Annotated in this window: 17 protein-coding genes and 1 other RNA gene; 5 read left to right on the top strand and 13 right to left on the bottom strand. The window is 56.1% G+C overall.

Translation table 11 applies throughout. The annotated features are described in order from the left end of the window. Positions 1 to 374: 374 nt before the first annotated feature. Together BLQ55_RS19405 and BLQ55_RS19400 are read right to left on the bottom strand one after the other, a co-directional pair. Complete coding sequence (locus BLQ55_RS19405) at positions 375 to 2,480, bottom strand: sensor histidine kinase (RefSeq protein WP_092255987.1); 2,106 nt, start codon at positions 2,478 to 2,480, stop codon at positions 375 to 377. After that, the gene (locus BLQ55_RS19400; protein WP_092255984.1) at positions 2,468 to 3,145 is read right to left on the bottom strand and encodes a response regulator transcription factor; all 678 of its coding nucleotides are present in this window, start codon (positions 3,143 to 3,145) and stop codon (positions 2,468 to 2,470) included. Before BLQ55_RS19400 ends, BLQ55_RS19405 begins: the two co-directional genes overlap by 13 nt. Positions 3,146 to 3,384: 239 nt before the next feature. Here BLQ55_RS19400 and BLQ55_RS19395 point away from each other — a divergent pair, with 239 nt between their 5' ends. From BLQ55_RS19395 to BLQ55_RS32920, 4 genes are read left to right on the top strand one after another with little or no spacing between them, the layout of a single operon-like run. Next, a complete protein-coding gene (locus BLQ55_RS19395) occupies positions 3,385 to 4,395 on the top strand; it encodes a CBASS cGAMP-activated phospholipase (protein WP_092255981.1) in 1,011 nt (336 codons plus the stop codon). After that, positions 4,388 to 5,596, top strand: a complete 1,209-nt coding sequence (locus BLQ55_RS19390; protein ID WP_092255978.1) for a CBASS cGAMP synthase — start codon at positions 4,388 to 4,390, stop codon at positions 5,594 to 5,596. Before BLQ55_RS19395 ends, BLQ55_RS19390 begins: the two co-directional genes overlap by 8 nt. 1 nt (position 5,597) lies before the next feature. Then, on the top strand, positions 5,598 to 7,307 hold the full coding sequence (locus BLQ55_RS19385) for a ThiF family adenylyltransferase (RefSeq protein ID WP_092255976.1): 1,710 nt from the start codon (positions 5,598 to 5,600) through the stop codon (positions 7,305 to 7,307). Beyond that, positions 7,292 to 7,768 carry a Mov34/MPN/PAD-1 family protein gene (locus tag BLQ55_RS32920; RefSeq protein ID WP_092255973.1) on the top strand — a complete coding sequence of 159 codons (477 nt, stop codon included), beginning with the start codon at positions 7,292 to 7,294 and terminating at the stop codon, positions 7,766 to 7,768. The genes BLQ55_RS19385 and BLQ55_RS32920 overlap by 16 nt, the downstream gene beginning before the upstream one ends. Positions 7,769 to 8,173: 405 nt before the next feature. Here the strand turns inward: BLQ55_RS32920 and BLQ55_RS19375 are convergent, their stop codons facing one another. The 11 genes from BLQ55_RS19375 to BLQ55_RS19325 form a co-directional block, all read right to left on the bottom strand. Then, positions 8,174 to 8,938 (bottom strand): hypothetical protein, encoded by a 765-nt coding sequence (locus BLQ55_RS19375; RefSeq protein WP_092255971.1) that lies wholly within the window; start codon positions 8,936 to 8,938, stop codon positions 8,174 to 8,176. A gap of 367 nt (positions 8,939 to 9,305) precedes the next feature. Then, a complete protein-coding gene (locus BLQ55_RS19370; RefSeq protein ID WP_256326605.1) occupies positions 9,306 to 9,677 on the bottom strand; it encodes a hypothetical protein in 372 nt (123 codons plus the stop codon). Between the two features lie 177 nt (positions 9,678 to 9,854). Continuing rightward, positions 9,855 to 11,015, bottom strand: coding sequence for an STY4528 family pathogenicity island replication protein (locus BLQ55_RS19365; protein ID WP_092255968.1), 1,161 nt, complete (start codon positions 11,013 to 11,015; stop codon positions 9,855 to 9,857). A gap of 138 nt (positions 11,016 to 11,153) precedes the next feature. Beyond that, the gene (locus BLQ55_RS19360) at positions 11,154 to 12,410 is read right to left on the bottom strand and encodes an integrase domain-containing protein (RefSeq protein WP_092255966.1); all 1,257 of its coding nucleotides are present in this window, start codon (positions 12,408 to 12,410) and stop codon (positions 11,154 to 11,156) included. A gap of 183 nt (positions 12,411 to 12,593) precedes the next feature. Continuing rightward, positions 12,594 to 12,990: a transfer-messenger RNA gene (gene ssrA / locus BLQ55_RS19355) on the bottom strand. Positions 12,991 to 13,088: 98 nt separating this feature from the next. Then, positions 13,089 to 13,370 (bottom strand): hypothetical protein, encoded by a 282-nt coding sequence (locus tag BLQ55_RS19350; RefSeq protein ID WP_092255963.1) that lies wholly within the window; start codon positions 13,368 to 13,370, stop codon positions 13,089 to 13,091. 127 nt (positions 13,371 to 13,497) lie between these two features. After that, positions 13,498 to 16,308 (bottom strand): FAD-binding and (Fe-S)-binding domain-containing protein, encoded by a 2,811-nt coding sequence (locus BLQ55_RS19345; protein WP_092255961.1) that lies wholly within the window; start codon positions 16,306 to 16,308, stop codon positions 13,498 to 13,500. After that, entirely contained in the window at positions 16,305 to 16,976 is a 672-nt protein-coding gene (locus BLQ55_RS19340) for a LutC/YkgG family protein (protein WP_092202101.1), read from the bottom strand. The genes BLQ55_RS19345 and BLQ55_RS19340 overlap by 4 nt, the downstream gene beginning before the upstream one ends. Next, on the bottom strand, positions 16,973 to 18,442 hold the full coding sequence (locus BLQ55_RS19335; RefSeq protein ID WP_092255958.1) for a LutB/LldF family L-lactate oxidation iron-sulfur protein: 1,470 nt from the start codon (positions 18,440 to 18,442) through the stop codon (positions 16,973 to 16,975). Before BLQ55_RS19335 ends, BLQ55_RS19340 begins: the two co-directional genes overlap by 4 nt. After that, the gene (locus tag BLQ55_RS19330; RefSeq protein ID WP_092255956.1) at positions 18,439 to 19,263 is read right to left on the bottom strand and encodes a (Fe-S)-binding protein; all 825 of its coding nucleotides are present in this window, start codon (positions 19,261 to 19,263) and stop codon (positions 18,439 to 18,441) included. The genes BLQ55_RS19335 and BLQ55_RS19330 overlap by 4 nt, the downstream gene beginning before the upstream one ends. A gap of 150 nt (positions 19,264 to 19,413) precedes the next feature. After that, positions 19,414 to 21,108 (bottom strand): lactate permease LctP family transporter, encoded by a 1,695-nt coding sequence (locus BLQ55_RS19325; protein WP_092256184.1) that lies wholly within the window; start codon positions 21,106 to 21,108, stop codon positions 19,414 to 19,416. A gap of 263 nt (positions 21,109 to 21,371) precedes the next feature. Here BLQ55_RS19325 and BLQ55_RS19320 point away from each other — a divergent pair, with 263 nt between their 5' ends. Further along, positions 21,372 to 22,139: an FCD domain-containing protein gene (locus tag BLQ55_RS19320; protein ID WP_072411334.1), complete on the top strand. Its 768-nt coding sequence runs from the start codon at positions 21,372 to 21,374 to the stop codon at positions 22,137 to 22,139. The last annotated feature ends 175 nt before the right edge of the window (positions 22,140 to 22,314 follow it).

Raw genomic sequence — 22,314 nt, 5'->3', positions numbered from 1 at the left:
GAGCTTTCTGTCGAAGCTCTGGGGCGGACGATAACTAGCAGTCACAACGGGGTAGTTGGGGCCCATAGCGGCCCTTCGAGGGTGGTGGCTCACGGCCAGAGGCTGCCCTTCGCAACAGGCAGAAATCGGCCCAGAGTGTGTAAAAACGCTTCGCCAAAATTGAAGTGCGCGCGTCTACGTTAGATCTGAAATTTATCGGCACGTCAGCAAATGTGGATTTCGCGTAGAAGCGAGATTTCCAGTCCAGTTTTGAGTGCCTGTCGCGCTCAAAAACGTTTTTACACACTCTCGGCCAGAAGCAGCCGCTCGGATATGTCTACGAAATTAGGGACGATTCAGTCCAGTTGTCGTTGACCACAACACCCCAGTCTGCCTCAGGCTTTCAGGAGGCGAATTCTGAACTCAACCCCATTTTCGACGTTTAAAGCCGAGACCTTACCCTGCATGCTCACTACATAGCTGCGCACCATGTTAAGCCCCTGCCCCAAGTTATTCCCCGGGCCTGCTCTTAGGGAAACACCATAATTGAATATTTCCTCTAATTTATTTTCTGGTATAGGGGGGCCTTGATTGGCCACCGTGATTGAGACGTGCGCATTCTCCACACCGACAGAGAGCACAATAGGCGTACCTGGAACTCTAAAATCATTGGCATTATTTATAACAGCATCTAACACCGACTCCAGCATATCCCCATTTGCCTGGGCATAGACCGGATCATCAGAACCATCATATACAATCTCTCCTATATGATGAGACTCAGCGGCATTCACTAGATACTCTGTGATGTTCTCGCTAGTGGTATTTGCAGGTAAGCTTGCAAAAATATCTTTCGGATGACGTTTGAGCCCAGCGTCCCCAACATCGCTCTCAGCATAAGCTCCGGAGAGAGTTTCCAACGCAAACGAAATCCGGTCTATATCCCTCCGGTCGGCATCCCTCGCATCGGGATGCCTCGATATGAGGCTCTGCAGCGGCGACCGGATCTCGTGTCCAAGCGACAGCATAAGCTCCCTCTCTCTATTCGCCTTTTCCGTCGTGACTTCATTCGCTGACGTTAGAGCTTGATGAAGTTCCTGGATATTCTCCCAAAGAACACCAATCTCACTTTTGCTTGAGTTTATGGAGTAAGGCGGATCTCTGCGGTCTTTTTCGCTAAATTTTTCTCGCATAAAAAGCGTATTCTTTCTGACCTTGTATAGTGGTGACAGAATAAAAATTTGTAGATAGACCAAAACAGCTATCAAGAGCGCAAATAGTACGAAAGCGAAAGCAATACTGGCACCAGCGGCCTCTCTCCACCCCGTCAGCACACTCGATGCATCCCCTTGTATGCTGACAGTTGCCCCACCATCAATGACTGACTCCTTGGTGACTACCGGAGAGGAAACCAGAAAGTTAATAATCCAGTTAGTAACCTTGGCATAGAACTCTTGGAACATTCCCTTTTCCGACTCCGCATAGCCAGTGGCAGCAGGATGGACAAAGTACGCTTTACCGCTCTTAGATTGAAAAGACAACTGTTCTCCCCGCGACAAGTATCGGCGCGCATTATCAAGGGAGAATATTGGATCAGAATTAAATTTGGTTGAGTCAAATATCTTTTCTTTCGCCCCTGCGCCAGGTCTATGCAAGGAGACCGTTACTCTCGTCTCATAGATATCCCCGGGCGGCCAGGGACGACTTGAGTCTTTGTTCGCGAGATATGCATCATCCAAGAGCGAAGGCAACGGGATCTGAAAAATAAATTCGTAATCGCCCGAAGAGTCGCCCGAGCGTTCGCTCTTGAGTACTCGGCCTCTAATTTCGGGCTCCCTGGCATATGCTAAGTTCTTGGACTTTCCAGTCTTGAAGCCCGTGAGGCTCCAAGCCTCGGAGAGGTAGGGTACTGGTGCCTTCAGGTTTCTCAACAAGGGATCGAAGGTTATGGTGTAGTCGTCCCTCCTTCCCCGCGAACTAATGGACACAACAAATCTATGACCAGTTTCTGGATTATCCACATATCTCGGCGATACCAGCGTATCGCTCGTGGAGAATGAACCGCGGATATAGGCTATTGCACCTGGCTCCTTATTATTCAGCACACCGACACAGACTCGATTTCTACTGGATGAGTCGAGAGAGTAGCTACAGCTTGGAAGCGCCTTAAGCTCATCCGCATGGCCAGGCGTCACAGACACGTATTCGATGGGCAGAACATACGGAGGTATCCCTTGCGCACCAGCGGAAGGGGCGCTGATATTCAAAAGGGAAATACGCCCATCAAGCGAATCGTACTCGTACGCAATTCGCTCGATAGTCCTGACGATATGTGCTTCATACTGAGAGGCGATAGAGTTGAAGCTTAAGTCCAATGCAAACTTAGTACCTACCGAGACCACGACAAAAATGAGAAAAACAGCTCCATAGATAGATATGCGAATTTTAGCTTTGGCAAGATTAAGTCGAAGTCTTGTAAGATCAATAACTACTCCTGCCATCTTGCGCCCTTCATTCGCACCACATCTATATTCCCGTCCGCGTCCACCTCCTGCAAGGCTACTCGTATAGTTCGGAAGTGCTGCTGCAGTCCTTGAGGATTACGGCCGCTCTTAACAAAGCAATACATATCATCATAAGCCACGACCGCACCCTGAGCGCTATATATTTTTTGAAGAATCATTTTTGCTGTATGAGGTATATTTAGCGCCTTTTTCTTATAGTAAGCCTTGCCAGTCTCCTGGTTTATGTAGAAATCCGCAGAAACATCATTTGACTCCTGCCTGGTCTTAGATGCTCTATGCAAAACGCGCAGCGCTGAATCAATAAACTCTACAGGTTCAGTAACTGGTTTGACCAAGTAGTCCCAAACATCCAGCTCCAGCATTATTGATTTGTAAACCAAATGATCTAATCCCGAAACGACAATGACAGGACTATTGAAATTCTTACTATTGACCTTAACTATGCCGAAACCTGCATTTCTATCTGGAGCCAGCTCAATATCCAGCACAATCAGAGAGTAATTGTTTTTTACGATAGCTTCTTCAGCTGATTCCCGATCTAGGAACTGATCAACTTCCACATTTTCAGCTAGCTGCCTGCAATATCCCGCCAGAGAATTGTTAACTTCTTGAACATCTTCGATAACGGCAATCTTGTACATAGACCTATCCTCACTCTAATACCGATATGGTTTGCCTTTGCAGGCCCTAGCGCAAGAGTCTCCGCATGAGAGAATCCTCACGTTCACCTGCTTTTCATCACACTTCGCAGCGTTTACCGCGCTGTCGATGAGACGCCTCACTTTCATGATCAAAGCCATCCGCTAACCGCGTTTTTTCCTCACGGTTGCTTGCGTAGATTCCTTCCCATGACTCTGATCGTCACCAGAAGGAATTGTTCATGTCTCGTGAAAGCTTTCAAATTCTCGCGCTATCCGGCGGTGGATACCGGGGACTCTATACCGCAACGATCTTGGCTGAGATTGAGCGTGAGCTGGGCGGCCCCATAGCTCGGCATTTCGACCTCATTGCAGGTACCTCTATCGGTGGAATTCTGGCCCTAGCGATTGCCAACGAAATTCCCGCCAGCAATTTGGTGGAGATGTTTGTGAAGAAAGGTCGGGATATCTTCAAACCCAGAACCCGCATGCCCATTTTCAAGTCGTCCTTCAGTAGCGAGGAACTGAAGAAGGTCATCTCAGCTGAAGACATGCTGGGGGGGCGGCTGCTGGGTGATGCCCTGCATCCCGTCATCATTCCCACAATCAACTACTCAACGGGCAAGCCCGTCTTATTCAAGACACCTCACAACGAGAATTTCCGCCGCGACCATCTCCACAAGATGGTAGACATCGGGCTAGCCACCAGTTCTGCTCCCACCTATTTCCCGCGCCATTTCTTTCAACACAACCAGTACGTCGACGGAGGTCTCTTCGCAAACGCCCCAGGCCTGCTAGCTGTCCATGAGGCCGAAACGTTTCTTGGGGCAGACGTTTCCCAGTTGAAGCTTCTTTCTATTGGCACGATGTCCTCCAAGTTCACTGTGAACCCTAAAAATAACCGTAATGGCGGCGCGGTCGACTGGGGCGGAGGCAACCCATTCAAGGCTGCTCAGCGCCTCTTCGGCCTGTCGATCTCGGTTCAGGAGTCTCTGTGCGATTTCATGCTGATGCACAGGCTAGAAGGCCGGTACATCCACGTTGATGAGGATCTGACAGACGATCGCTCAAAAGCCGTCGCATTGGATAAGGCCGACAAGAATGCACAGGAGGTGCTACGTGGGGCTGGACTGGAGAAAGCCAAGAGCTGCCTAGGCGACCCCAAATTCATGAGCTTGTTTGCTCACAAAGCGGCAAGACCGAAGTTCTTTTACGGCGCACATTCTCAATCTCAGGAGGAATGCCATGCTTAATCTCACCAAGATCTTCTACTCCTCCATTGCGGGTACTGAGCATCTGCACGGCGCACTCCTTCCGAACGATGAGCAACGGGCCTTTCTGCGGTACTGCAGAACGAAAATTAAAGACTATTTAAAGCCTGCCATTGCGGCGGCCACCGTCCACGTGCTGGGTATGCAAAAACAGGTGAAGCCCCGCTTTCGCACGCAAGGCTCTTGGGCCTATAGCACGTGCATCCAACCTGCACACACGCTCGACCAAGAAATGGATCTCGACTACGGGGTGTACCTCCCGGTAGATGTCTGGCAGGAGAACGGCCCGCCGGCAGAGATGGCAAAGGCTTACTTTGACTTGGTCGAATCGCTGCTACAGATACTATGTCTTCAGGAGGGGTGGACGCTTGTCACGGGGGACGATGCGAAAGACACCTGCATTCGCATCGATGTTGCAAGTTGGGCACACATCGACATCCCTCTGTACGCAGCCCCGGCCGCGGATTTTGAGAAGGTAGTAGAGAAGACTGCCATGCTGAAGGCAGAAGCCAGGGCGGTGAACTCTGCTAGCTTCGGCATGATGTGGGAATCGATGGAGTCGATGGACTCAGTCTATGCCAATGCCCAAACTTGGGATGACCTTGATCAAATCATGATGGCATCGAGAACCGGGAAGTGGATCGCTTCAGACCCTGAAAGCGTTGCCAAGTGGTTCCGTGATCAGATCGTGCGGTTCGGCGAGCTGGGAGAGCAATTCCTCCGGGTCTGCCGCTATGTGAAAGCGTGGAGGGACTTCAACTGGAAGAATGGCGGCCCCACCTCTGTCTCGTTGATGATTGCCATCGCCCAGGGCTTCGAAGGCAAAAAAGGTCGCGACGACATTGCCCTGGAACAGGCCGCTGCGGTGGTTGCCCAAGCGGTGCGCGGTGATATCTATGAGCATGGCATAGATGAGAGTGCAGAAGACTTCAACAGGCTCAAGCATGACAAACGTATCGAAGCCGGGAGTGCTGCTGATCGCCTTGTAACAAGCCTACGTAGCTCAAGAAGTACCTCCTCTCATCAAGGTTCGAACGCACTTCATTCACTACGCGCGGTGCTCGGCGATCGCATTCCCTTCTCCCCTGAGTTGATTCAAGAGGAGGCGCCGGCAAACATCGTACGCAGTGCCACACCGGCCATCGTCGCGACCCCCTACGTTCCTAACACTTCGGCAGGCTGACATGGACGCCAAACGAGTTGGGGATGTCCTCCGTTTAATGCACGACCTGAACTTTCGTGCATTGCCCATCAAGGGCGGTTGCCGGCGCTTTGTCGGGGACCTTGCCTGCAATGCAGGTGAGGTCAGCATTGAGTTGAGCCTTTCAGACTGGGACTTCATCGACTACCCCAAGATCCGTATCTTGGGGCAGCCGCACTTCTTGCCAAAACGGATGGCCCATCATGTGACCGATGGCTCGTTCTGCTACATGGCCGAAGGGGAAGTCATCCTCGATCGTTACAACCCCGCTAGCTCCATTCTGCGTTGCCTAAATCAAGCCACCGGGCTGCTCAACGACCTCATTGCTAACCCTGCAAGAAACCTCAGTGACTTCCAAGCAGAGTTCCAGGCGTACTGGACGACTCCAAGCAAGGGCACAGTCGTACATGTGGGTGTGGGCAACATGTCAGCCGCGGCCCGATCAGCATCGGTTTACTCCTTTGTACCTGGGGAACGGCTCCGAAGGGTCATCTCCACTGACGCCGACTCCACCTCCAAGATGGCTTCGGCGTGGGGAGAGCAGGCCGACGAAGAAACCAAGTCTCACTGCTGGATCTTTCGAAGCGTTGCTCAACCGCCGGTCACGGATGCTCTCCCCTGGACAATCAAACAAACACTCCGGTGGCTGAAGGAATGGGACCGATCTCTTTACAAAAGTTGCCAAGCAGCCATCGAGACCGACAAGAAGTTCTTAGACATCGGATTCGCTTACTTCTTGATTAACTGCCCAGCCGGCTGGGTGGGATTCAGATTCTCCATCGACTCGACGATCCGCAAAAGGCTCGCCCTTTCGCGTGGAGGCAAGTACCGAGGACAAGCACTACTTCAGTTTCTGCTCACGTATGGCGGAGCTGAAAAGATCAGTAGGCTGCGAGTACAGGATCTCAGTCATAGCTTCATCGGTTCAAGAAACCTGACGTCATCACTAGGGGCAGCTTTGTCCGGGCGAAAGGTGGCATTGATTGGCTGCGGCGCCATAGGCGGCTACTTGGCCCAGGCACTCATACGCCTAGGAGCCGGCCACGGAGAAGGCAAGCTAGAGCTGTTCGACCCGCAGATTCTCATGCCTGAAAACCTAGGCAGGCATGCGCTCGGCTTTAAATATCTTTTCAAAAGCAAGGCGGAGGCCTTGAAAGATGAGGCTCATCTGCAGCTACCAGGCGTCAATATCGAGGCTCATAATTTCGACATGCGCTCGCCAAACTCCCTGAAGGACTTTGACCTAGTCGTGAACGCGACAGGCGAGGAACCTGTTGCCGAGATGCTGAACGAAGCCCAAATCAACGCAGAACACAGCTTTCCACCGATCCTCCATGCCTGGATCAAAGGCAATGGAGAAACCGTTCAAGCTTTATGGACTGATAGCCAGGAGTTTGGTTGCTTCAGATGCCTGCGATCTAACGGTGAGGAAAGCCATATGCAGGAACGATTCCGTGTGCTCAAAGAAGATCCTGAGAAGTCATACAGAGCCTGCCAACACTACACACCGTACGCCGTGTCCGCCCCAATTTCTGCTGTAGCGTTAGCGACAGACCTGATTGTCGACTGGTTGAGGTCAGATGACCCAAGCCCCCGCTTCAGAACAAGATCGGTCGAGACAGCCGATGTCTTTAAGGTTAAAAACCAGAACATCAGGCCGCTAGGTGGCTGTCCCGCATGCGCAACGAAATAATATTTTCTTGGCCAGACGGTTCCGGACGGTACGTTCTGATCGAAGGGCATGTGTGGGACTTTCTCTTCTCGCATGCCCAGACAAAATCCAACACGACTGAGGCTGGAGGCATCTTTTTGGGCCACAGAGCCGGCGGCCATATTCACGTAATCTCGGCAACCGGTCCCCTCTCGAACGACAAGAGAGCAAGACTTAGCTTCGACCGCCTGGATACTGGCCATCAAAAAGCTGCACATCATGCTTGGGCAAGTAGCGGAGGTACTGTCGACTATGTGGGAGATTGGCATACGCACCCGCAGAGCATCCCCACTCCCTCATCCAAAGACTATGTGGAGTGGAATAAGCTGACAAAGGTACTACCGAGCTCGCACTTATTCGCCATCGTAGGTTCGTCAGGCAATAGCTTCTGGCTTGGTTGCGGGGCGAACCTGCAAGAGATTCTTCCGCTAACTAGGGGCTGAATCGCCCCTAGTTTTGTGGATACCCTCAAGCGTCAGCGGCAGTTTGTAAACCAATGCGGGCTAGTCCGCTTTTGGTCGCCTGCCGCCGTTCAAGACCGGCGGCTTTCGGCGCAGAGTGTGTAAAAACGCCTCGTCAAAATTGAAGTACGTGCGTCTACGTTACATCTGGAATTTATCGGCACGTCAGCAGATGTAGATCTCACGCAGATGCGCGATTTCAATTCGGTTCTGAGTACTTGTCGCGCTCGAAAACGTTTTTACACAGCCTCGGCCAGAAGCGATCACTCGCAGACGCTTTGGGGTAATGTGTCAAATTGAACCATCGAAGCTTCACCCCCATCACCGAGAGCCAAGTTTCAACCGGTGCGCCTCATCGGCTACCTGTTGATTCCTAGCCATCACCCATTATGTGGGTGAGCCGTCGGTACTTGGGGAATTCCGTGCCTCGTGTTTGCGCGCAGCCCGGTGGATTTCGGAGGTTACAATTAATAGTGATTGGGACAGCTCCAATAAATCAACTTCATCAGCCCTTTCTTCCGGGCCTGATTCTTTCTCTTTACGCGTAAACCATATATGCATGGTTTTCAGACAAGGAACATGCTTCCCCACGTAGCGAGCAAGCTGCTCGCCTTCGCGATATAGAGAAATGATGCCGAATGCCAGCAATAGAAAGTACAGCCCGGTTACGACGAAAAAGCTGGTATGACCCGACCCCGGTAGATAACCAAACAGATACAAAACCCCTAAGGAAACGAGAATCGAGGCGCAAACGACCAGCGATTTGATGAACCCCCAGACTAAAAAGGACAAACTTGCATTCATCAGCATTGGGGATTTCGCATTACCTGACAGCCCGCTGAGGATGTAACACGCGCACTGAGGAACCATGATCAAACTGGCAATGCCTGTCACAATCAGGAAATCTTTTTCAAGGTCAAGCATGAAACCGATGAAACTATTGAGCAAATCGCCATATTCGCCGACGAATTGACCATCTTTAATAGCTCCTGCACCAATCGCTATCCAGGCCACACCAAACGAGATCATTGCGGTCAGTGAAGACAAATACCACACCACCCGAATATCGCTGCCATTTTTTTCGCGTAGCAGATGGGTAAACCCCGCGATAGCGCCGATAAGAAACGCTGCAAGGAAACAAGCTTTGAGCATTGGACCTGACCTCCCTGGAAGTGGCTCAATGATATCATTTGTTTTCGGGTGAATCGAACCGAGTGTCCGACAATTAATGTAACAATGACGTTTACGCCGTAGCACCGACCATCGTTCGTGGCCATACAAGGCGCGCCAACGTGATCGAGCGGTTCCATAAGGCGACATCCTGAAAGGCCGACATACCCTGATTTGACGATGACTTTGCGCCAGCGGTAGCTCGCACGCACGCACAGTCAGCTCTTGGCCGATAGATGCCCTTGGTCAAATGTCTTTACGGCCTGTGCATCCAAGTGACTTGCGTACAAGAAAAAACCACCTGTCCTAGAACAGGTGGCTCCTGTTACCAACGGAAAAGGCGGTCTCGTTAGCGAATAAACGCGACCGCGGCGAAGAGAATCGCCATCGCGACGAAGAGCATCACGCCAATATTCATAAGGAGGCTTACCTCCACCCGGGATAGCTCTGCCCGAAATTGCGCTATGTCGGGATCGGATTTACCTGCAGAAGATAAATGCACATCAGAGTCCATGGCTTGGATAACTGCTTCGATTTTCGGCTCAGGCACGTTGATAGCCTTTAGGGCTCTATACATTGCCAGTCGATTTTTCATTAAGGCCTCCAAAAACAAAGAAAGGCCTGCCCCAGGACGGGGAGGCCCGTCGTGGGTGGGATGGGATAGCTTGCTTCCTTCGACACTCAAGTCGACTGTCCGCGCTGCCGGAAGCGATGCGGTCATTGGGCGGATCCTGCGGAAAACCGCAGCGCCGTCTTGATGATCCTGACGGCTGGTATGCACTCGTGAAAGTGCTCCCACGGACATTTTCTGTCAATTCACAAACCGGCTATCGAGTGTTACCAGATGTTGGGTAATAGCACCGGACATTCATGAGTTTACAGGCGTTGAACGTCCGCCCTATGCAGGGCACGCCTGCCACCCTTTGTCTTTCATCACCTGTGCCGCCAAGTCTCCAGCCCCCCTAGGACCGGCCAGGATTTCTCGCATGTTGGCAATGTGTGGCCGGCCAATTTCGCGCCATGCCGAGCGCTCTGGTGGCTTCTTGAGCGCTTCTGTGCGAACGCGGGGTGCGGGCGGCATTGCAACTGGCTCGCCAGCTTGATTCTGTTTTTTGCGGCCGGCCCACAAGTGAAACTCGCCGGCCAACACACGCTTCGCTAGGGCGAAGAAATAGGCGACGACATTGCGTACTGTGCCGCTTTGGCTGCGTGCCTGTAGTTCGTCCAGCACGTCCTGGCGATGGTGTGACGGCAACCGTTTCAAGGCCGCTAGCACGTCTCGTTGCTGGTCTGCTTTGGCGCTGACCAGGCATGGCGGCAAGGCCAGGGGGAGTGACGATGAATCGCTTTCCTCACGCGTATGCGCGCGGTACGTACGTTCTTCTTTGTATAAATACGTCTTATACGTACGGTGTTGCTCTTGAGGTATCTGGCGGGTCTGTTTGGTCTGCTGTGTAACGGTCGATCTGTTTGCGGAAGCAGTGGGTGTGGATGTTCGATTGACCCTAGAACGCTTTCGCGAAGGCGCGGAGGGCGGTGGTTCATCGTCTTTGTTCCGTTGCTCCCGACTGGCAATGGGGGGATGTTCAGGCATCTGCTCAGAAGTCGCCAGAACGTGCTCGGCAAGATGCTTGATTTGTTTGTTTTCATGGCTGATGCAGGTAGCCATAAGCTCCTCCAGGCTGTCGTCGAGAGCACAAGCTTCATGGAAGCTTAGGGCGCGCTCGTTGACTCGATACAGCACGCTTTGAACATTGCCAGTCAGGAGATCGCAATGTTGCCTTACGAAGCTGATCCATCCTGTAAGCCGCAGTACCGCTAAAGCGCGCCAAGCCGTGGCAGCGCCAGCTCGCCGCCCACAGGGAGTACACGTGAGATAGCGGCGCAGTTGCCCCATGTTCACGAGCGGACTGAGGCCATCAGCGGTGCGAAGCATGCGCAGGACCTGCCAGCCATTGCGCTCCAACGGGGTAAGGCGCTGATCGAGCATGAGCGCCGTCAAGGTAGCGCTCAGAGCATCTTGGTCTTGTGAGTTCTGGTGAGTGCGTAGGTCTGCCATGAGATGACTCCGAGGTATGGGCCACGACGGCCCGTTCCTCTGCATCTCATCGCGGATCAACCTTCGTGTAACTCGACAATACGATTTGCATCACCACCGGATTTATCGCTGTTCCATATCGCCGATGACAGTCCTTCATCAGCGTATGGCGACGACTTTCCGATCACTGCTTTCGATGGTTGCTGATACTGAGAGATTGCCGGTAGCCGCTCCCTGGATGTGCTCACTCCACCACTGCATCATCGGCCGTCTGCGCTCAATGTAGTCCGCTCGGTTATAGGCGCTACGTACCTCGTCCTTATCGACGTGGGCAAGCGCAACTTCGATCAGTTCTGGGTCCCAACCCTTTTCATTGAGGATGGTGCTCGCCATGGAGCGCATTCCGTGGCTTACGAGTCGCCCCTCAAAGCCCATGCGTTTCAGCGCCATGTTGGCGGTCTGGCTGTTGCAATGGGTGCGAGGATTACGGTCGGCGGGAAACACGTACTCCCGGTGTCCGCTGTAGGGCTTGATGGCTTCCAGGAGTGCCAAAGCTTGCTCCGTGAGCGGGATGATGTGTGCGCGACGTTTCTTCATGCGCTCCGGTGGAATCGTCCAGATCTTCTTCTTGAAGTCGATGTCAGCCCATCGGGTGGTCGCAGCTTCTGCTGGCCGAGTCATTGTGTGGAGTTGCCACTCGATGAGGCACCGGGTGGTTCTTTTGATGCTGGCGTTGGCAATCGCCACCATGAGTTCATTGAGCTCATCGGGGGGCAGTGCCGGCATGTTTTTTTTCTTTGGTTTTTTGAAGACTGATCGAATTCCGCTCAGGGGGTTGGCATGAATGAGTCCGTAGTTCACCCCGTAAGTCATGATTTCGTTGAGGCGTTGGGTCAGGCGCTTGACCGTCTCCAAGCTGCCTTTGGTCTCAAGTGGCTTAAGCAACTTGATGACCTGGGGAGCGCTGATTTCGGAAATTGGGGTCGCATGTAGATCCGGGAAGATGTGCAGTGTGAGCGAGCGCCAAATGTCTTCAGCGTAGGCGGTTGTTACGGAATCTTTCTTTAGCTCAAACCAGGCCGTCGCGACGTTTTGAAAGGTGTGCTCTGTCGCGGCCTTTTTCGCTTGGCGATCGGCATCGCGCTGCTCTTTCGGGTCCAGTCCCTGGGCGACCAATTCCCTGGCCTCAACGGTGCGTTTTCGCGCTTGAGCCAGGCTGAGCTCAGGGAATGTACCCAGTCCCATGTTGATCCGTTTTTTCGTCACGGGATGGACGTAGTTGAAATTCCATAGCCTTGAACCATTGGTTCGGACTCGCAGCTGGAGGCCGTTGCCGTCGGTCAGTATGTAGTCCTTGGCTTTGGGTTTGGCGGCTCTGATTTTCAGGTCTGAAAGGCGTGTGGCTTGGGCGCCCATGGGTACTCCAACGCTGTTTGTGTATTCCAAAATTTACCAGCCACTGGCTTGGAATACGCCTTGGAATACATTTCAAAATGGATCTGCGTGAAGGGCTATGGAGCTCGATGGCGCTGAAAGCCCCGTATTTACTGGGTTTCAGGCACAAAAAAAGACGTCCGTGGACGTCTTTAGATGATGAAATGGTGGAGCCGGGGGGATTTGAACCCCCGTCCGCCAGTACTCCGCTGTCGGTACTACATGCGTAGCCGTGTCTATTAAGTTAACCCTCAGCGACCCGACGGGCAGGGTGCTTTGGGCGAGTTGTGTAAGTTTTAGCCGCTTCGTCCACAACGTACTGCACGGCGATTCCGTTCTATATGACAATCACTTTGGGTTTACGGACATCCCCTAATGATTGCTGGACCCGAAGGTACCAGAAGCTCAGGATCTAAGGCTGCTTACGCAGCGATAGCGAATTCCTGGCCGTAGTTTTCGTCATTGGCAACTATAGAAGTTGCAACAGTGGATTTACGAGTTCTGTTACCAACTCGGCATGCACCTAAAGTTTCGCAACCGGCGTCGAATCCTAAACGGCCCCGAACCTGTCGCTCCATGAGTCTGTGGGAGCGGCAGGCATGTGCAGAGTGTACGCCAATCTGCCGGCAAGGCCAACCCGCAGGTTGGCCTGCTTATCGGTCACTTGTTGGTGCCGTCGGACGTCTTTCTGATTTCCAGGATGGTTTGCTGGGTTTCAGCAACGCAGTCGTCAATTTTGCCTTCTGCCTTGAGTGCCTTTGCCTTTGTCACGCTGGCCGTCACACGGGCATTGAGGTCGGCCGATGACTGGTACTGCGTTTGGGCATTTTCAATGGTTTTGATATTGGCTTCACACAGGTCGTCCGGCTTGTCGGCGGCGAACGAAGTGGAGGCCATCATCGAGGCAGTAACGAACAGACCTAACAGTGCAGAACGCTTCATAAGTATCTCCTTGAACTGAGGATCCAGACTTCGCTGGCCGTCAGGACGGACAACCGAATGGAGGAAAAGCCCCGACTTCGGGGCTTGTTCTGTGGACTGCGGTCGTTCGCCAGGGTTCTATTTTTCTTCAGGTCACCCTGGCCTGGGTCACTCGATCCACCAGGTAGACCAGCCCGTGGTAGTCGATTGCACCGTGTTGCGTAAGACCAATCTCACAGGTGCGGCTGGTGGAAATCCCTTCGCTGCAATGCTGTACCGCGTCCTTCAACGAGCGCAGCGAGTGGGCGTTCAGCTCGGGTGTGGTGAAGCCCTTGTCGCCGGCGAAACCGCAGCAATGGATGCCTTCGGGGATGACCACATTTTTGCTGCATTTGCGCGCCAGGTCGATCAGCGCCTGGCTTTCGCCGAGGTGCTGCGTGCTGCAGGTGACGTGTACGGCGATGGGCGCCTCCTGGGGGATGAAGTCGAGACGCTCCATCAAATGGGTACGGATGAAGCGCACCGGGTCATACAGGTCCAGGCGCACGTCACCAAGATCCTGGACCAACCGCAGCGTGCAGGGGCTGGTGTCGCAGTAGATGGGGTCGAGCCCGCCGCGACTGGCATGCAGCAGTGCGCCGATCAGTTCCTGGCGTTTGTGCTCGGCTTGTTCGGCGTAGCCTTTGGACGCGAAAGGCTGGCCGCAGCAAAGGCTGTCCACGTTGTCGGGAAAGACGACTTGGTAGCCGGCTTTTTCCAGCAGCCGTTGGGTCTTTTCATACAGCGACATCTGCTCTTTATCGTCGGCCGCCGGGCCCATGACCCGCGATACGCAAGCCGCCAGGTACACCACGCGCGGGCGTTCGTCCGACACGGTAGGGCTGAAACGGATGGCCTTTTCCGGCTGGGGCATGGCGTTGGTCCACTGTGGGACCTGGCCTTTGGACAGTCGCGTCAACGAAGCCGACAGTTTCGCCAGGCGGGGGGCACCTAGCAGCATGCGCGCACCGTTGGCGACGTGCAGGGCGAAGCGTGCGCCTTGCAGCGTAGTGGCGAAATTTCCTTCAATCCAGTTAGCGGTTTTCGTCTTCGTCGCGTCACGGCTGCGCAGTTTTTTCACCAGCTCGCCGGTATTGATGCCTACCGGGCAACGTTGCGCACACAGGCCGGTGGCGGCGCAGGTGTCGATGCCCTGGTATTGGTAGGCACGCTCCAGTTCGGTGGTGTCCGTGCCGGCGCGTTTTTTCGCTTGGATATCCCGCCAGATGACGATGCGTTGGCGCGGGCTCAAGGTCAGGTCTTTGGACGGGCACACCGGCTCGCAGAAGCCGCATTCGATGCACTTGTCCACGATTTCATCGGCGGCTGGCAGCGGTTTGAGGTGTTTGAGGTGGATCTGCGGATCTTCGCTGAGCACCACGTCCGGGTTGAGGATGCCATTGGGGTCGAGCAGTCGCTTGAGCTGCCACATCAACTGGTAGGCATCGCTGCCCCATTCCAGCTCGACGAACGGCGCCATGTTGCGCCCGGTGCCGTGCTCGGCTTTCAGCGAGCCGCCGAACTCCACTGCCACCAAGTGCGCCACGTCATCCATGAACGCCTGGTAGCGTGCGACTTCTTCGGCGCTGTTGAAGCCCTGGGTGAAGACGAAGTGCAGATTGCCTTCCAACGCGTGTCCGAAAAGGATCGCTTCGTCGTAGTGATGTTTGTCGAACAACTCGATCAGGCGGTTCACGCCGAGGGCCAGTTGCTCCACCGGAAAGGTCACGTCTTCGATGATCACCGTGGTCCCGGTTTTGCGTACCGCCCCCACGGCTGGAAAGGTGTCTTTGCGGATCGCCCAGAGGCGGGCGTTTTCCCGTGGGTCTTCGGTAAAGTCGACCTGTTTTTCCACCGGGAAGCCGGCCAGGGAGGTCATGATCCGGGTCAACTGCTCTTGTAGTAACGACGATGAAGCCGCGCGGGATTCGATCAGCAAGGCGCAGGCATTAATCGACAGATGTTGTACGAAATCCGGCATGCCCGGTTTGTCCTGCACCGAGCGCAGGCTGCGGCGGTCCAGCAGTTCCACGGCCGATACCGGTTGGCTTTTCAGCACGGTGACGGCGTTGCAGCAGGTTTCCACATCTGGGAATACGATCAGCGCCGAAGCCTTGTTCGGATGGTCGATGACGGTGTTGTAGGTCACTGCACTGATGAAGCCGAGGGTGCCTTCGGAGCCCACCAACAGGTGGCTCAAGATATCCACAGGCTCGTCGAAATCCACCAGGGCATTGAGTGACAGGCCGGTGGTATTTTTCAGACGGTATTTGTGGCGAATTCGGGCGGCCAATTCGGTGTTGGCGCGGGTTTCGCGACCGAGGGTGGCGAGGCGTTCCAGCAGTTCGCCATGGCTTGTACGAAAAGCCGCCACGCTGTTGTCGTCTTCTGTGTCCAGGCGTGTGCCATCGGCCAGTACCAGGCGGATGCCGGCCAGGGTGTGATAGGTGTTCTGCGCGGTGCCGCAGCACATGCCGCTGGCGTTGTTGGCGACGATGCCGCCGATCTTGCAGGCGTTGATCGACGCCGGGTCAGGGCCGATCTTGCGCCCGAACGGGGCCAGCCAGGCGTTGGCCTGGGCGCCGATCACGCCGGGCTGCAAACGAATCTGCGTGCCTTGCTCGCGAATCTCGCGACCGTTCCAGTTATCCCCCAGCACAATCAGTACCGAGTCGCTGATGGCTTGGCCGGACAGGCTGGTGCCGGCGGCGCGGAACGTGACCGGGACCTGGTCCCGTTGGGCGAGTTTCAGCAGGGCAATCACTTCATCTTCGGACTCGACGCGTACCACCAGTTTCGGAATCAGCCGATAGAAACTGGCGTCGGTGCCGAAGGCCAAGGTCGACAAGGGATCGTCGAAACGTCGCGTCTGTGGGATCAGCTGTTGGACGTCGCGCAGGAAAGGGGCCGGAAGGGTCATTGGTCCTCCAGAATCAAGACCACCAGATCCTTCGGACCATGGGCGCCGTAAGCCAGGACTTGCTCGATGTCGGCGGTTTTCGACGGGCCGGACACCAGCAGGGCATTGGTGGGCATGCCTTGGGCCCATTCGAATTCCTGTTGAACTTCATAAAAGTTGTCGCGGATTTCGCTGGCCTTGAGCAGGGCGAAATGCACCGGTGGCACCAGGCTCATCAGTCGTGGCTCTTCCCGCGTCGGCCAGAGAATCAGGCTGCCGGTGGCGGCGATGGCGCCGAGGGTTCCGGTGAGGCTGGCCGGGGTGTCGTTGAACAACTCGGCTTTCCATTCCTCTATGGGGCGGTCGTAAGCCTTGAGGGTTGGCAGGCCCGGATTGTTCGCCCAGAACTGTGCGATTTTTTTCCCGTGTGGGGTGGTCGGGGCGATGAGCAGGCTCGGCAATTGACGGTCGCGCAGCAATTGCGCCAGCAGGGCCGGCCAGCCGTTCTCGGACGTCAGATGGATTTCCGTGTGGACCGCCTCCATCAGCTTGCGCAATTGCGGGATACGTTCCTCGGGCGCATAGCGATAGGTTTGCGTCACCAGTTCGACATCGAAGTTGTCGGCAACCGGCGTGGCGCCCGTCAGGCTTTTACGCAGCTTGGCGAGGATATTGTTCTTGGCGCTCATCGGCGGTCTCCCTGCTGGTTCAGGTGTTCGCGAGCCAGGTCATGCAATGAGCGGGCGGCGGGTTGGGGGGCGCTGTGGTTCTGGGTCCATGGGCCGACGTTTTTGGGTGTCAGGGCGCGCAGGCGCGTGGCGAGGAACCCGAACAGCCGGTACAGCCGCGGCGAGCTGTTGAGCCAGGCCCAGGCATTCCAGATGAAGCGCTCCTTGGCCGAGTATTTACTGCCCTGGCCGCGCATCACCTGGTTAGGGCTGTCCGGCGCCTTGACGTTTTCTTCCCGCAGCCGCCGCAGTAGCGCGGGGATCGGGATTTTCACCGGGCACACTTCACCGCAGGCGCCGCACAGCGAAGACGCGCTCGGATGGTCCGGCACCTTGGCCAGGCCGACCATGTGCGGTGTGATGATTTTTCCGATAGGCCCCGGGTACACCTCGCCATAGGCATGGCCGCCGATTCGGGTATAGACCGGGCAATGATTCATGCAGGCGCCGCAGCGAATGCAGTTCAGCGTCTGGCGCAGTTCGCTGTCGGCAAACGCCTGGCTACGACCGTTATCGAGCAGGACCAGGTGGACTTCCTGGGGACCGTCCAGCTCATCGGCCTTGCGTGGCCCGGAGATCATGTTGACGTAGGTCGTGATGGGCTGGCCGAGGGCCGAGCGGGTCAGCAGCGAGAGCAGTGGCACGACATCGCGCAGGTTCTCCACCACCTTTTCAATGCCGGTCACGGCGATGTGCACCGGCGGCACGGTGGTGGACATCCGTCCGTTGCCTTCGTTTTCCACCAGCAGCAGCGTGCCGGTTTCGGCGACGGCGAAGTTGACGCCGGAGACGCCGATGTCGGCTTCGAAGAATTTCTGCCGCAATACCTTGCGGCCGATCTGAATGAGTTGGTCGACGTCCTTGGTGTACTCCACGCCGAGTTTGTCGTGGAACAAGGACGCGACCTGACCGGCATTCTTGTGGATCGCCGGCATAATGATGTGTGAAGGCTTCTCGTGGTCGAGCTGGACGATGTATTCCCCCATGTCGGATTCGAGGCATTCAATGTCCCGAGCCTCGAGGAAATGGTTCATCTCCATCTCTTCGCTGACCATCGATTTGCCCTTGATCACTTGCCGCGCCTCGTGAGCGCGGATGATCGAGAGGACGATGCCATTGGCTTCGTCCACCGTCTCCGCCCAGTGCACGTTCACACCGTTGCGGGTCAGGTTGGTTTCAAGTCGCTCGAGCAGGTCGGGCAGCTTGGATAACGCGCGGGCGCGGACGGCATTGCCCAGCACCCGCAGGTGTTCTCGTTCGTGGGCATCGCTGAAGGACGCTGCCCGCTTGGTCATCAGTGAATCCATCGCGCTACGAAAGTTGTTTCGCAGTTGCGTGTCATCCAGGGCCTTGTGGGCTCGGGCGCGAAAATCTTCCTGTGCCTCAATCGGTACTTCAACGGTCGGGATCAGCGTCGGCGTGCTCATGCGGCACCTCCGGTTCGCTGCCAGAGGAAGCTCGCCAGGTGCTTGCCGCGCAACGCCTCCTGCTGCTTTTCCAGCGCGCCGTTGATGTTCATCAAGCAGCCGCAGTCGGCGCTGACGACCTGATGTGCGCCGGATTCCTTCAGCGCCCGGGTCTTGTCGGCCACCATCGCGCCGGAAATATCCGGCATGCGGACGCTGAACGTCCCACCAAACCCACAGCACTCGCTTTCGTGGCTGTGTTCGACTCGCTCCACGTTACGCAACTGCGCCAACAACGCGCGGCCGTGCAAGTGGGTATTCATCTCACGCCGTGCCGAGCAAGACGTATGCAGCGCGACCTTCACCGGTTCGCCGCTGTCGTTCAACCGCACCTTGCAGACCAGCAGCAGGAACTCGGCCAATTCATAGGTCCGGGCCGCCAGGGCCTGCACCTGCTTGAGGGTTTCCGGCTCGTCCTTGAACAGCTCGCCATAATGCTCGCGCAGCATGCCGGCGCAGGACCCCGAGGGCACCACCACCGGATAATCTTCGGCAAACAGGGCCAGTTGCGCCCGTGCCACCGTCCGCGCCTGCTCGGTGTATCCCGAGGTGTAGGCCGGTTGTCCGCAGCAACTTTGCCCTTGCGGGTAGTCCACCCGGATCCCTTCGCGTTCCAGCAGATGAATCGCATCCATCCCGGCTTCGGGATAGAACAGGTCCACCACGCACGTGCCGAACAGGTAGACCCGACGCGGCTTCTCGCTGGGGTACTGCCGAGGCTCGGGCAAGGGCGGGGCGACACGGGTCGCGTTCGGTACGGCGTTGTAAAAAAGCTCGCTCATCAGGCGTGTCTCCGGGTGGTCCCGGTTATCCGTCCGCTGAGGCTGCTGAATATAGCCAGGAAATCTTTCAGCAGCCTTGCAGACCCGGTTGTGAATAGCAGACGCCGAATCACGGTTCGGCGTCGGTTTTTCCAGTATTGCGTGTAGGACTCAATGAACCAGCATGCCGGTGAACCAGTAGGCCTGGGCCAGCGTGATCAGACCGACAATCGTTGCAAAGAATAGGCTGTGTTTGAGGGTGAAACGGAACAGATCCGATTCCTTGCCCACCAGCCCGGTCGCCGCGCAGGCCACCGCGATCGATTGTGGCGAAATCATCTTGCCGGTCACGCCGCCGCTGGTGTTGGCCGCGACGAGCAGGGTGTCGTTGACGCCGATCTGGTGCGCGGTGGTGGCTTGCAACGAGCTGAACAGTGCGTTGGATGAGGTATCGGAACCGGTCAGGAACACGCCCAGCCAACCCAGGAATGGCGAGAAGAACGGGAACGCTGCGCCCGTGCCGGCCAGCACCAGGGCCATGGTCGACGACATGCCCGAGTAGTTGGTGACGAAGGCGAAGGCCAGCACCATGCCAATGGACAGGATCGGCCAGCGCAGCTCGAACAGCGTCTCTTTAAAAGTGGTAAGACCAGTTTTGATGTTGATCTTCAGCACCAGCATCGAGATCAGTGCGGAGAAGAAAATCGCTGTGCCGGTGGCGGAAACAGGGTCGAGCTTGAACACGGCCGGAATGGCGGTGGGATTGATCACGATGGGGGCGACTTTGATCACCATCTGGTCCAGGTGTGGGATGGCGAAGTTGAACACCCAGCCGTACATCGAGCCGCCCGCGGCGAACATGGCCTTGAACGGCTTGAGGGTCCAGATCGTCACCAGCACGGTCAGGATCAGGAACGGCGACCAAGCCTTGATGATTTCCCCAAGGCTGTAGGGCGAAGCCACGGTGCTGCGCGGCTGGCCGAAACCGCCGACACTGGCGGTGACCGCTGCGCTGGAAGTCGCGCCGGCAATCTGGGCGCCAGCGGTGCGCTTGGGCTGCCAGACTTTCAGGAACAGGGTCAGGGAAATCAGGCTGGCCAGGGCCGAGGTGATGTCCGGCAGTTCCGGGCCGATGAAGTTGGAGGTGAAGTACTGGGTGATGGCGAAGCTCAAGCCGGCCACCAGGGCTGCTGGCCAGGTTTCCCGCACGCCGCGCAGGCCGTCCATCATGAACACCAGCCAGAACGGCACGAACAGCGACAGCAGGGGCAGTTGACGACCGGTCATGGCGCCGATCTTGAAGGCATCGATCCCCGTGACCTGGCCGGCCACGATGATCGGAATGCCCAGAGCGCCGAACGCCACCGGGGCCGTGTTGGCGATCAGGCACAGGCCCGCGGCGTACAGGGGGTTGAAGCCCAGGCCGACCAGCAGCGCGGCGGTGATCGCCACCGGTGCACCGAAGCCGGCGGCACCTTCCAGGAATGCGCCGAAGCAGAAACCGATCAACAGCACTTGCAGGCGCTGGTCATCGGTAATCGACAGCACCGAGCTGCGAATCACCTCGAACTGGCCGCTCTTGACGGTCAGTTTGTAGAGAAACACCGCGGCGACGATGATCCAGGCGATGGGCCACAGGCCGTAGGCAAAGCCATAGCCGGCGGCGGCGAAGGCCATGTCCGCGGGCATGTTGAACGCAAAAATCGCCACGGCAATCGCCAGGGCCAAGGTGATGCTGCCGGCCACGTGCCCCTTGAGGCGAAACACCGCCAAGGCCAGGAAGAAAAATACGATGGGAATAACGGCCGCGAGTGCGGACAAGCCGAGGCTGCCGAGCGGGCTGTAGAGCTGTTGCCAGGTTTGCATCATGGGTGGGCCCCTAATTGTTGTTGGTCAGGCACTGGTCAGCGGTTTTGGTTAATTGGTAATACCAATTTACAAGCGCTGTTGGCTAGGGTAAAAGCCTTGGTTGTCGTGTGTCAATTTGCCGCCCTGAAACTTTCGTCGAATAAGTGGTGCAGACGGCATCTGATCCGTCCGAACAAATGGTTTTTGGTGGGTGTGGGCACGGCCCGGATGGGCCAGAATAGAGAGCCCGGCGAGCCGTCGGGATCGTGGAGAATTGAGTTATGGGGTTTGATCAGATTCGTCAGCGCCGTTTGTCTGACGATATTGTCGAGCGGCTTGAGGGCATGATCCTTGAGGGCACGCTGAAGTCCGGCGAGCGCCTGCCGGCCGAACGGACCCTGGCCGAACAGTTCGGCGTGTCACGTCCTTCGTTGCGCGAGGCGATCCAGAAACTGGCCGCCAAGGGCTTGCTCGTCAGTCGCCAGGGCGGCGGTAACTATGTCGTCGAGTCACTGGGCTCGACATTCAGCGATCCGCTGCTGCAACTGCTGGAAAGCAATCCCGAAGCGCAACGTGACTTGCTGGAATTTCGCCACACCCTGGAGGCATCTTGTGCGTATTACGCGGCACAACGGGCCACGGATGTGGATCGCGAGCGGCTGACGGCAGCCTTCGACGAGCTGCAGGATTGTTATTCGCGCCATGACGAGGTCAGCCGGGCGGAGGAGGGGGCGGCGGATGCCCGGTTCCATCTGGCGATCGCCGAGGCCAGCCATAACGCAGTCTTGCTGCATACCATTCGCGGCTTGTTCGACCTGCTCAAGCGCAACGTCGTCACCAACATCGGCGGCATGTACAAGCAGCGCAGTGAAACCCGCGACATGCTGATCAGCCAGCACCGGGAATTGTACCAAGCCATTATGGACGGGCATGCCGAACAAGCGCGGGAAGTGTCCAGCCGACATATCTTGTACGTGCAGGAAGTCTTGGAAGAGGTGCGCCAGGAAGTGCAGCGGGTGGCGCGGGCGGAGCGGCGCAAGGGGATGTGAGCGTGCTCGTGAAAGTGTTCAGTCTGCCCCATCAATGTTGAATGAGTCGACGCCATCGCGAGCAAGCTGAACTGGCCTAATGATTTTGGACACTTCAATCGGGCGCTATGATGGCGCCCAAATCTGAGGTGTTTTTGGTTATGCGTAAATCTTACTCCAGTGAGTTCAAACTCAA

The organism is Pseudomonas sp. NFACC13-1 (genome assembly GCF_900104425.1).
Lineage (GTDB): Bacteria > Pseudomonadota > Gammaproteobacteria > Pseudomonadales > Pseudomonadaceae > Aquipseudomonas > Aquipseudomonas fluorescens_AA.
The sequence above is the reverse complement of the archived record's forward strand: the minus strand, read 5'-3'. Positions and strand labels throughout refer to the sequence as shown.